9 protein-coding genes are annotated in these 10,237 nt (G+C 70.2%); 4 read left to right on the plus strand and 5 right to left on the minus strand.

Annotated features, from left to right (window positions below; genetic code table 11):
* Positions 1-7: 7 nt before the first annotated feature.
* Genes D6860_RS22125 through D6860_RS22135 form a run of 3 tightly spaced genes read right to left on the minus strand, consistent with a single transcriptional unit; the run spans position 8 to position 2,029 of the window.
* Positions 8-667 carry an SOS response-associated peptidase gene (locus tag D6860_RS22125; RefSeq protein WP_076623440.1) on the minus strand — a complete coding sequence of 220 codons (660 nt, stop codon included), beginning with the start codon at positions 665-667 and terminating at the stop codon, positions 8-10.
* Positions 668-671: 4 nt separating this feature from the next.
* Complete coding sequence (locus D6860_RS22130; protein ID WP_076623441.1) at positions 672-1,283, minus strand: enoyl-CoA hydratase/isomerase family protein; 612 nt, start codon at positions 1,281-1,283, stop codon at positions 672-674.
* The gene (locus tag D6860_RS22135; RefSeq protein WP_076623442.1) at positions 1,280-2,029 is read right to left on the minus strand and encodes an SDR family oxidoreductase; all 750 of its coding nucleotides are present in this window, start codon (positions 2,027-2,029) and stop codon (positions 1,280-1,282) included. Before D6860_RS22135 ends, D6860_RS22130 begins: the two co-directional genes overlap by 4 nt.
* 130 nt (positions 2,030-2,159) lie before the next feature.
* Here D6860_RS22135 and D6860_RS22140 point away from each other — a divergent pair, with 130 nt between their 5' ends.
* On the plus strand, positions 2,160-3,698 hold the full coding sequence (locus tag D6860_RS22140; RefSeq protein ID WP_076623443.1) for a DUF2125 domain-containing protein: 1,539 nt from the start codon (positions 2,160-2,162) through the stop codon (positions 3,696-3,698).
* Positions 3,699-3,767: 69 nt separating this feature from the next.
* Here the strand turns inward: D6860_RS22140 and D6860_RS22145 are convergent, their stop codons facing one another.
* Together D6860_RS22145 and D6860_RS22150 are read right to left on the minus strand one after the other, a co-directional pair.
* Positions 3,768-4,538: an SDR family NAD(P)-dependent oxidoreductase gene (locus tag D6860_RS22145; RefSeq protein WP_076623444.1), complete on the minus strand. Its 771-nt coding sequence runs from the start codon at positions 4,536-4,538 to the stop codon at positions 3,768-3,770.
* A gap of 87 nt (positions 4,539-4,625) precedes the next feature.
* A complete protein-coding gene (locus tag D6860_RS22150) occupies positions 4,626-5,954 on the minus strand; it encodes an amidase (protein WP_076623445.1) in 1,329 nt (442 codons plus the stop codon).
* Between the two features lie 46 nt (positions 5,955-6,000).
* On the opposite strand from D6860_RS22150, the gene D6860_RS22155 reads away from it, so the two are divergent.
* The 3 genes from D6860_RS22155 to D6860_RS22165 all read left to right on the plus strand — a co-directional run.
* Complete coding sequence (locus D6860_RS22155; protein ID WP_179949488.1) at positions 6,001-7,254, plus strand: FAD-dependent monooxygenase; 1,254 nt, start codon at positions 6,001-6,003, stop codon at positions 7,252-7,254.
* Between the two features lie 254 nt (positions 7,255-7,508).
* Positions 7,509-8,690, plus strand: coding sequence for an aminotransferase class I/II-fold pyridoxal phosphate-dependent enzyme (locus tag D6860_RS22160; protein WP_076623446.1), 1,182 nt, complete (start codon positions 7,509-7,511; stop codon positions 8,688-8,690).
* Positions 8,691-8,709: 19 nt separating this feature from the next.
* A partial coding sequence (locus tag D6860_RS22165) for a DNA translocase FtsK 4TM domain-containing protein (RefSeq protein WP_206512215.1) occupies positions 8,710-10,237 on the plus strand: 1,528 nt, incomplete at its 3' end.

Raw genomic sequence — 10,237 nt, forward strand, 5'->3', positions numbered from 1 at the left:
CGGCGGCTCAGAGCGGCTCGATGAGCTGCGGGCCGCTGGCGCGGTTAGAGTTGACCTCGGTGCTCACGCGGTGAAAGCGCAGCATCCCCTCGGGCGCGGGCTGCATGAGCCGTGCCGCGCCATGGCCTTCCTCGCCGAGCCAGAGCCCCCAGTCCGCAGGCGCAAGCACCACCGGCATCCGGTGGTGGATCTTCTCCATCTCGCCCGCCGCGCCCGTGGTGACGATGGCGCAGGTGCGGAGCTGCTGGCCGTCGTGCTCCCAGTCCTGCCAGATGCCGGCGAGGGCCAGAACCTCGCCCTCGGCCGGCGCGATGAACCACGGCAGGCGGTTGCCGTCGGCGTCCTTGGTCCATTCGTAGAACCCGCTCGCGGGGATCAGGCAGCGCCGGGCGCGGGCGGCGTCGCGAAAGGCCGGTTTCTCGGCAATGCTCTCGGCGCGGGCGTTGATCAGCAGCGGGCCGTCGGTCGGGGTCTTGTACCAGTGCGGCAGGAAGCCCCAGCGCATCGCCGACAGGCTGCGCTGCCCGTCGCCGCTGCGCACCGTGTGCACCGCCGTCGTCGGGCAGACGTTGAAGTTCGGAACCTCGGGCAGGTCGTTCGCGGGCGCGGCCTCGAAGATCCGGGTCATGGCCTCGTGGGCCAGCGTGATCGCGTAGCGCCCGCACATGGCGCTAGCGGATCAGCGCCTTGATCGCCCGCGCGTTGGCGGGATCGGCTTCCATCGTGTCGGCGGCAAGGGCGCGGGCCTCGGGAAGAAGTGCCTCCGGCGTCTCGACCACGCGGTCGATCAGACCCCAGGTCATCGCCTCCTCGACAGGGATCTTCTGGCCTGCCATGAGGATCATCTTGGCCCGTGCCGGGCCGACCAGCGCCGAAAGCCGCACGGGGTCCGAGGGTTGCGGCAGGAAGCCGAGCTTCATCACCGGGTAGAACACCTTGGCGCCGGGCACCGAGATGCGCAGGTCGCAGGCCAGCGCCATGCCCATGGCGCCCCCCGCGACGGTGCCGTTGAGCGCGCAGATCGTGAGCCCGGGCAGCCGGGCCAGCGCGCCAGACAGCCGCTCCCAGAGCGGCGAGGTGGCAAGGCCCGCGCGGGCCGCCTCGAGGTCGGCCCCGGCCGAGAACACCTTGCCCACCCCGGTCAGCACCAGCACCTGCGCGTCGCGCGCGGCCTCGGCGATCTCGCAGAGTTTCTCGAGCATCTCGGGCGTCAGCGAATTGGCCTTGTCCGGACGGTCGATGACCGCCATCCAGTAGCCCTCGTCCCGTTCGAGCGAGATCATGCGACGCCGACCGTCTTGCGGATGTCCTCGTCGCGCAGCGAGATCTCGCCGCCGAGGAAGCGGTCGGCTTCCGAGTTGCACATCCACAGCAGGGTCTGCGCGACCCACTCGGGCGGGATGTGATCGGACCAGTCGAGCTCGCTGACGGCGTTGACGCCGCTCGCCTTGATGGTGCGCTGCATGTCGGTCGCCACGGTGCCGGGGGACAGCGACATCGCGCGGATGCCCTTGTCGCGGTATTCCTCGTCGGCGGCGCGGGTGAGCATCAGCGCGCCCGCCTTCGACGTGCAATAGGCCGACCAGCCCTCGAGCGGGCGCTGGGCGGCGCCGGAGCCGATGGTCAGGATCGTTCCGCCGCCGGCCTCTTCCATGACCGGCAGCGCGGCGCGCATGCCGTGGTAGACGCCCTTGATGTTGATGTCGATCAGCGCATCCCAGTCCGCCGGATCGCTCGCCCCGAGCGGCGCGATGGGGTCGATCACGCCGGCATTGTTGACGAGGATGTCGAGCGAGCCGAAGGCCCGCAGGCAGTTCTGTACCGCCTGCTCGACTTCCCAGTAGCGCGAGATCTCGCAGGGGATGGCGACGGCGGCGGGGCCGATCTCGCCGGCGAGATCGGCGATGGCATCGCGGCTGCGGGCCACCAGCGCCACCTTGGCGCCGGCCTCGGCAAAGGCCCGGGCGGTGGCGGCGCCGATGCCCCGGCTTGCGCCGGTAATGAGCGCGGTTTTCCCTGTCAGGTCCATGGGCTGCCTCGTTTTTTCGATTCTCCTCCTTGGTAAAGGCCGGAATACCACCGGTCCAGCCTCTTGACCCCGCCCGAGCGGGGGCAGAAGCTTTGGGCAAACTATGTCCGTACGAAGGAAGGGGCACATCATGCGGTTCGCGAACCAGACGGCAACATTCGGGGTGGCGGCGCTGCTGGCGGCGCAGCCCGCCATGGCCGATGTCACGCCCCAGCAGGTCTGGGACGACCTCGATGCCTACCTGCAGAGCTTCGGCTACGAGGTCTCGGCGACGGAGAGCATGGCCGGCGACACGCTGACCGTCTCGGACCTGAGCCTGCGGCTGGCGATTCCCGACGCCAACGGCGGCCTGTCGATGGCGATGGAGCAGATGACCTTCACCGACACCGGCGACGGGTCGGTGCGTGTCGATCTGCCGCAGTCCATCCCGATCTCGGTCGATGTGGCGCCAGAGGACGAGGAGTCGATGCAGATGGTGATCGACCATGGGCTCGAAGGCTTCTCGATGCTCGTGTCGGGATCGCCCGGCGACATGACCTATGACTACGAGGCCACGCGGATGACGCTGGCGCTGGGCAGCCTGACCGTCGACGGCGAGGACATCCCGCGCAGCGCGGCGCGGGCGACCCTTTCGGCCGGCCCGGTCGACGGCGAGACGCAGGTCACCGTGACCGGTGAGCAGCGTCACATCGTGCAGACCGCCTCGCTGGGCGAGCTTGCATACGACATCTTCGGGCGCGATCCCGAGGTCGATGGCGACAGCGAGAACAGCGGCATGTTCAAGGGCTCGATGAGCGGCTTCGCCATCGAAAGCGATTCCACCGTTCCGATGGGGCTCGACACGAGCGACATGCCGGCACTCCTGGAGGCGGGCTTCTCGGTCAGTGGTCGCATGAGCTACGACGCGAGCGAGAGCCAGTTCTCGGGTACCGAGGATGGCAAGGCGACGACCGGGGAATCGTCGAGCGAGGGTGGCAGCTTCGAGTTCGCGCTCTCGCCGGACGGGGTGCGCTACGCGACCAGCGCGCAGGCGCTGAACATCTCGATGACGACGCCGGAGTTCCCGTTTCCGCTCAGTGCCGAGATGGACGAGATGGGGCTCTCTTTTTCGGCGCCGCTCAGCAAGTCCGACGAGCCGCAGGATTTCTCGCTGGGGCTGACGCTGGCGGGGTTCACCACCAGCGACATGATCTGGAACATCTTCGATCCGGGGCAGGTGCTGCCGCGCGATCCGGCCACCATCGCGCTCGATCTTACCGGCAAGGCGACGCCCTACATCGATTTCCTCGATCCCGAGCAGGTCGAGACGCTCGAGGGGGGTGACACCAAGCCGGGTGAGCTGAACGCGCTGACGCTCGAGAACCTGCAGGTCAAGGCGGTGGGCGCCGAGATCACCGGCAGCGGCGCCTTCACCTTCGACAACAGTGATCTCGAGACCTTCGACGGGATGCCGGCGCCGAGCGGTGCGATCGACCTCACCGTCGCGGGCGCCAACGGGCTGATCGACAGGCTGGTCGAAATGGGCTTCATCCCCGAAGAGCAGGCCATGGGCACGCGCATGATGATGAGCATGTTCGGCGTTCCGGGCTCCGAGCCCGACACGATGACCTCGAAGATCGAGGTGCGCGAGAACGGCCAGGTCTTCGCCAACGGCCAGCGCATCAAGTAACGGCTCGCCTCGGCTGAATGGCAATGGACCGGCGTCCTCGTGGCGCCGGTCCTGTTCTGTCGGAAGCCGTCAGGCGGGGTCCGAGACCCGGCCGCGCAGGGCCGGCAGGCCAACGCCGGTCGAGTCGAACCCGCCGTCGACCGCCAGCACCTGCCCGGTAACATAGGACGCCCGCTCGGACGCCAGGAACACGATGGCTTCGGCCAGCTCGCGCTCGGAGCCGTAGCGGTTCAGCGGGATCGCGTCGTGATAGGCGTCGATGATCTCCTGCGAATGCACCGCCATCGCGAGCTTGGTGCGCACCGGTCCCGGCGCTACGCAGTTCACCCGTACGCCGACTTCGCCCAGCTCCGCGGCATACTGCTTGGTAAGCTGGATCACCGCGGCCTTCGAGGTGCCGTAGGCAACCCGCAGGGTCGAGGCGCGCAGCCCGCTGATCGAGGCGATGTTGACGATGGCGCCCCGGGTCGCGGCAAGCGCCTCGGTGCAGGCCTGGCTGCAGAGGAACACGCCGTCGAGATTGGTGGCCATCACCCTCCGCCACATGGCGAAGTCGCAGTCGCGGATCGGGCCGAACTCGGCGACGCCGGCGTTGTTGACCAGCGCGTCGAGCCGCCCGGCCCATGCGAGCGTGTCGCGCAGCATCGCGGCGACCTGATCGGGGTCCGACACGTCATGCGGCAGCGCCAGCAGGTCGGGCCGGGCGGCGGCCACCTCGTCGAGCGCGCCCCTGTCGCGGTCGACGATGACCACCTTCCAGCCTTCCTCGCGGAAGAGGTCCGCGCTGGCCAGCCCGATGCCCCGGGCCGCCCCGGTCACGATCACGCATTTCTCGGTCATGGTCTCCTGTCCTCCCTGAAAACCCTCGGAAGGGTTCTGGCACGCGCGCCCCGTCAAGGGAAGCGCGCCGGGGAAGGGCAGGGGGGCTCAGGCCAGCGCAGCCTCGGCGGCGGCCCCGAGGCGCAGCAGCCGGTCCTCGGCGTTGGGCGGGCACATCAGCGAGATCCCGCAGGAAGGCAGCCCGGTCGGCAGGCTCAGGGCGCAGAGGCCCATGACATTGCCGACCCGCGTATTGCGCAGGGTAAGCAGGTTCTCGGTGACGTAGTATTCGCCCTGTTCCATGAGCTTTGCCAGGTTCGGGGGCAGGTTCGGGGCGGTGGGGCAGAGCACCGCGTCGAATTCCGCGGTCGCCGCGGCCCACGCGGCACGCGCGGCGGCCATGCGTTCGAGCGCACGCCAGTGCTCGGCGCCGTTGGCGTTGCGGCCCGCCGCGAAGCGCTCGCGGATCGGCGGGAACATCACGTCGGGATTGGCGTCGATGGCCTCGCCCCAGTTGGCCCAGGCCTCGGTGGTGAAGAGCAGGCCCGCGTCGCCCATGGGCACGGCCAGTTCGGGCACGTCGAGGTCGACGATCTCGGCGCCGGCGTCGGCCAGCCGGTCGAGCGCCGTCGCGTAGGCCTTTGCGGGCTCGGGCCGCAGGTCGTCGAGCACGATGGTGGTCAGACGCGCGAACCGCCGTCCCTTCAGCGAAGCCCCCCTGAGGTCCGGTGCTGCGCGGCCTTCGAGCGCCGCGAAGACCAGCGCGGCGTCCTCGACGGTGCGGCAGAGCGGGCCCACCGTGTCGAAGGTCTTGGCCAACGGCACCACGCCGTCGAGCGACATCCGACCGGCGGTGGTCTTGAGCCCCACGAGGTCGTTCCACGCCGAGGGGATCCGCACCGAGCCGCCGGTGTCCGAGCCGATCGCCGCCGGCGCCAGCCCGAAGGCCACCGAGGCCGCCGCGCCAGACGATGAGCCGCCGGGCACGGCGTCGGGGTCGTTGACCGAAGGCGGCGTCCCCGTCACCGGGTTGAGCCCCAGCCCCGAGAACGCGAGCTCGGACATGTGGGTCTTGCCGAGACAGACGAGGCCCATGGCTGTCGCCACCTTCAGCACCTCGGCATCGTCTTCGGGTATGCGGTTCTCGAGCAGCTTCGAGCCTGCCTCGGTCGCGACACCGGCGGTGTCGAAGAGATCCTTCCAACTTACCGGCACCCCGTCGAGCGGCGAGCGGCGCTGCCCGGCTGCGGCGCGCTTGCGGGCGGCCTCGGCCTCGGCCAGCGCGCGGTCCGGCGTCAGGCGGGCATAGATGCGGTCTGCCAGCGGGTGAGCCTCGATCTTGTCGAGAAAGGCCTGCGTCAGCGCGACGGGGTCGATCTCTCCGCTGCCGATGCCCCGCCCGAGATCCGCCGCGCTCAGTTCCGTCAAGTCGCTCATGTCATGCCCTTTCCTGTTGGCGGCGACGGTAGCGGCAGCGCAGCGCATGGACAATCCCGGGCAGGGGCGCATATTTGCCCGCATGGAACATGATTGCGATATCCTCATCGTCGGCGGTGGCCTCAACGGCCCGGCCCTTGCGCTCGCCGCGGCACAGGCCGGTCTGCGCAGCACCGTCATCGACGCGCTGCCCGACGACACCCGCGCCGGTGACGATTTCGACGGGCGGGGCTACGCGCTGGCGCTCGCCTCGGTTCGGATGCTGGCGAATCTCGGCCTCTGGGAGGAGCTTTCGGAGCACGCCCAGCCGATGCACGAGATCAAGGTCACCGACGGGCGCGTCGGCGAGGCGCGCGTGTTCCTCGGGTTGCATTTCGATTCGGCCGAGATCGAGGAAGGCCCGATGGGCCAGATGGTCGAGGACCGCTACCTGCGCCGCGCGCTCAAGACGGCGATGGACGCCTCGCCGCATGTGACCCAGCGCGCCGGCGAGACGGTGATCGCGCAGGAAGCCGGGCCGCATGGCGTGACCGTGACGCTGGCCGGGGGCGACGTGCTGCGCGCGCGACTGCTGGTGGGCGCCGACGGGCGCCGCAGCGGCACGGCCGCGCGGGCGGGCATCCGGCGCACTGGCTGGTCCTATGGCCAGACCGCGCTGGTCTGCGCCATCGCGCATGAAAAGCCGCACCACGGTGTCGCGCACCAGTTCTTCATGCCGCCGGGGCCGCTGGCGATCCTGCCGCTGCCGGGCAACCGCAGTTCGATCGTCTGGAGCGAGCGCGACGAGGCGGCCCGCGCGATCAATGCGCTGCCCGACGAGGCCTACCTCGACGTGCTGCGGCCGCGCTTCGGCGACTTCCTCGGAGACATCTCGCTGGCCGACCAGCGGTTCGCCTACCCGCTGAACCTGACGCTGGCGAATGCCTTCGTCGCGGAGCGGCTGGCGCTGGTGGGCGACGCGGCCCACGGGATGCATCCGATCGCGGGGCAGGGACTCAACGCCGGGCTGCGCGACGTGGCGGCTCTGGCCGACGTGCTGGGCCACGCGGTGCGCCGGGGCGAGGATTTCGCCTCGCCGCTGGTGCTCGAACGCTACCAGCAGTGGCGGCGCTTCGACACCGCCTCGCTCGCGGCGGCGACCGACCTGTTCAATCGGCTCTTCTCGAACGACAACCCGCTTCTGCGGCTCGGCCGCGACCTCGGGATGGCGGCGGTGAACGCGCTGCCCGGTCTGCGCCGCGGCTTCATCCGCGAGGCTGCCGGCATTTCCGGAGACCTGCCCGAGCTGATGCGCGGCTGAGGCCGGACCGGGGCAGGGCGAGGGCAGGGCGCACAGCCGCCGGCCCGCACATGGCGAAACGGCGGAAAATGCAACGCCAAAGGGGGCTTGCACGCTTTGCCGGCCCCCTGAGGCTTTCGCGCCACATCCCCGCTCCGCCGGATCACGGCGCTGGACGAGGCGCCGGCCAATCCCGTATCCTTCCGGCAAAACGGGGCGAAAACGACCCCGAAAAACATAAGCAGTACCACAGGCAGCCAAAGGCAGACTTGCCCATGTTTCCCGAGCGGTTCTCGAACCTGCCGCCCTATGCGTTCCCGCGTCTGCGGGCGCTGCTCGACGCGCATGCGCCGGGCGGTCCGGTGACTCACATGTCGATCGGCGAGCCCAAGCACCCGTTTCCCGAGTGGGTGGGCGAGGTGCTGGCGGCCAACGTCGGGGGATTCGCGAAGTATCCGCCGAACGAGGGCACGCCCGAGTTGCAGGCGGCGATTGCCGACTGGATCGCGCGCCGCTACGGCGTGACGCTGGATCCGGGCACCTGCGTCGCGCCGCTGAACGGCACGCGCGAAGGGCTCTACAACGCGGCGATGGCCCTCGGTCCCGAAACCAAGCGCGGCCAGCGGCCGACCGTGTTGATGCCGAATCCGTTCTACCAGGTCTACGCGGTCGCCGCGGCGTCGATCGACGCCGAGCCGGTGTTCGTCAACGCGACCTCGGAAAGCGGGCATCTTCCCGATTACGAGAGCCTGCCCGGGGACATCCTCGACCGCGCGACGCTGTGCTACATCTGCTCGCCCGCGAATCCGCAGGGCGCCGCGGCCGACCGGGCCTACTGGACCCGGCTGATCAGGCTCGCGGAGAAGCATGATTTCCGTATCCTCGCCGACGAGTGCTACTCGGAAATCTACCGGGGCGAGGCGCCGGTGGGCGCGTTGCAGGTGGCGCATGAGATCGGCGCGGATCCCGAACGCGTGGTGATCTTCCATTCGCTGTCGAAGCGGTCGAACCTGCCCGGGCTCCGCTCGGGGTTCGTCGCCGGCGGACCGGAGTGCATTGCCCGTATCCGGCAACTGCGCGCCTACGCCGGTGCCCCGCTGCCGCTGCCGATCCAGCGCGTCAGCGAGAGGGTCTGGGCCGACGAGGAGCACGTGGTCGAGAACCGGGCCCGCTACGCCGCGAAGTTCGAGATGGCCGACCGCATCTTCGCGGGCGTGCCGGGCTACGAGCCGCCGCAGGCGGGCTTCTTCCTCTGGCTGCCGGTCGAAGACGGCGAGGCGGCGGCGCTGAAGCTCTGGACCGAGACGGGCGTGCGGGTCCTGCCGGGGCTCTTCCTGTCGCGTGATACCGAAGCGGGCAACCCGGGGCGGGCGTTCATAAGGGTCGCGCTGGTGGCCCCCGAGGACGAGACCGAACAGGGACTCACGCGGATCCGTGACTGTCTCTATGAGCGATAAGAAAAAGACGAGGCGAGCGATGGCATATCAGGCACGGGGACGCGATCCCCTCTTCGACAGCAACATGCAGGCGGCGATCGAGAAGCGCGGCAAGGAACTGGCCGGGCTTGCTCTGGTGGCGCTGGGGCTGATGGCCGCGGCGATGATCGCTTCCTACACGCCGGACGACCCGTCGTGGATGTCGGCGACCGACGCGCCGGTGCAGAACTGGATGGGCCGGATCGGCGCCTCGATCGCGGCGCCGCTGTTCATGATCGTCGGCTGGGGCAGCTGGGGTATCGCGCTCGTGCTCATGGTGTGGGGCGTTCGCCTCGCCGCACACCAGGGCGAAGAGCGCGCGCTCTCGCGGATCGTCTTCGCTCCGATCTGGATCGCGCTCTCGGCCATCTACGCCGCCGGCCAGACCGTCGGCCCCGAGTGGAGCCACAGCTTCGGGCTGGGCGGGCTCTTCGGCGACATGATGATGGGCTCGCTGCTGGGAATCCTGCCGCTGGGCGCGGGCCTTGGCCTGAAGCTGGTGATGGTGGTGCTTGCCGTCGGGCTGCTCGCCATGGGCGGCTTCGTGCTGGGCTTCACCCGCAACGAGTTGCGGGGCATCGCCCGCTTCCTGCTGGTCGGCATGGTGATGGTCTACGCCACCCTGCTGACACTGCTCGGGCGGGGGGCCAGCGCCTCGGTCTCCGCCGCGCAGAACATGCAGGCGGCGCAGTCCGCCCGTCGCGAGCGCCGCCGCCAGGAAGAGGCCGAGGCCGCCGCCTGGGCCGCGGCACAGGAGGCGATCCCGGCGCCCGCCGTGGTCCGCCGCGCGCCGCCGTCGGTGGTGCGCAATGCCGCGCCTGAGCCGATGCCGCAGGCCTCGGCGCCCGAGCCTGCCTACGACCACTACGCCGACGCACCCGAGATGGACTGGGTCGAGCCCGCACCCGAGCCGAAGAAGCCCGGCCTGCTGGCGCGCGTGCCCTCGCTGATCCGGCGCCCCTCGGAGCCGCTGCCCGACCCCGAGTTGGTCGATGCCGGCGATCTCTACGGCGACGAGTTCGCCGAGCCGGGCGAGGACCGCATCCGGGCCAAGATCGCCGACGTGATCCGCGCCCGTCGCGGTGCCCCGATGATCGAGATCGAGCCCGAGTTCGAATACGACCCGAGCAAGCCGCTGACCAAGGGACGTGGCCGCCGGCCCGAGCCGCTGATCTACCGCGATCCCTCGGCCCGTCGCAGCGAGCCGCCGCTCACCGCGGCGCACGCCCACCCGCATACGCTGCCGCCCGAGCCGCCGCTGTCGGCCCCCGCCGGCGGGGCAGAGGGGATGGCGCGGGTCGCCGCGCCCGAGCGGACCGTTCCGCCGGCGCCGGCCTTCGAGCTGGAACCCGAGCCCGACGACACGGTTACCGACGACCAGGACGATTTCGCCGACTTCCGCGATTTCGACGACTACGGCGACAGCCGCGCGATGCCGGAGGCCGAACCGCAGCCGGCCCCGGTCGCGGCGCCCGAACCGCGCATGCGCGCCGCCGAGGCCCGCGACACCGAGACGCCCGCGATGCCCC

This window comes from Salipiger sp. D13 (genome assembly GCF_003703915.1).
Taxonomy (GTDB): Bacteria; Pseudomonadota; Alphaproteobacteria; order Rhodobacterales; family Rhodobacteraceae; genus Salipiger; species Salipiger profundus.

Bases quoted from the DNA above. Each gene is read 5' to 3' on its own strand.
- D6860_RS22140 (WP_076623443.1), top strand. From the start codon at position 2,160: ATGCGGTTCGCGAACCAGACGGCAACATTCGGGGTGGCGGCGCTGCTG.
- D6860_RS22145 (WP_076623444.1), bottom strand. From the start codon at position 4,538: ATGACCGAGAAATGCGTGATCGTGACCGGGGCGGCCCGGGGCATCGGG.
- D6860_RS22125 (WP_076623440.1), bottom strand. From the start codon at position 667: ATGTGCGGGCGCTACGCGATCACGCTGGCCCACGAGGCCATGACCCGG.
- D6860_RS22130 (WP_076623441.1), bottom strand. From the start codon at position 1,283: ATGATCTCGCTCGAACGGGACGAGGGCTACTGGATGGCGGTCATCGAC.
- D6860_RS22150 (WP_076623445.1), bottom strand. From the start codon at position 5,954: ATGAGCGACTTGACGGAACTGAGCGCGGCGGATCTCGGGCGGGGCATC.
- D6860_RS22135 (WP_076623442.1), bottom strand. From the start codon at position 2,029: ATGGACCTGACAGGGAAAACCGCGCTCATTACCGGCGCAAGCCGGGGC.
- D6860_RS22160 (WP_076623446.1), top strand. From the start codon at position 7,509: ATGTTTCCCGAGCGGTTCTCGAACCTGCCGCCCTATGCGTTCCCGCGT.
- D6860_RS22155 (WP_179949488.1), top strand. From the start codon at position 6,001: ATGGACAATCCCGGGCAGGGGCGCATATTTGCCCGCATGGAACATGAT.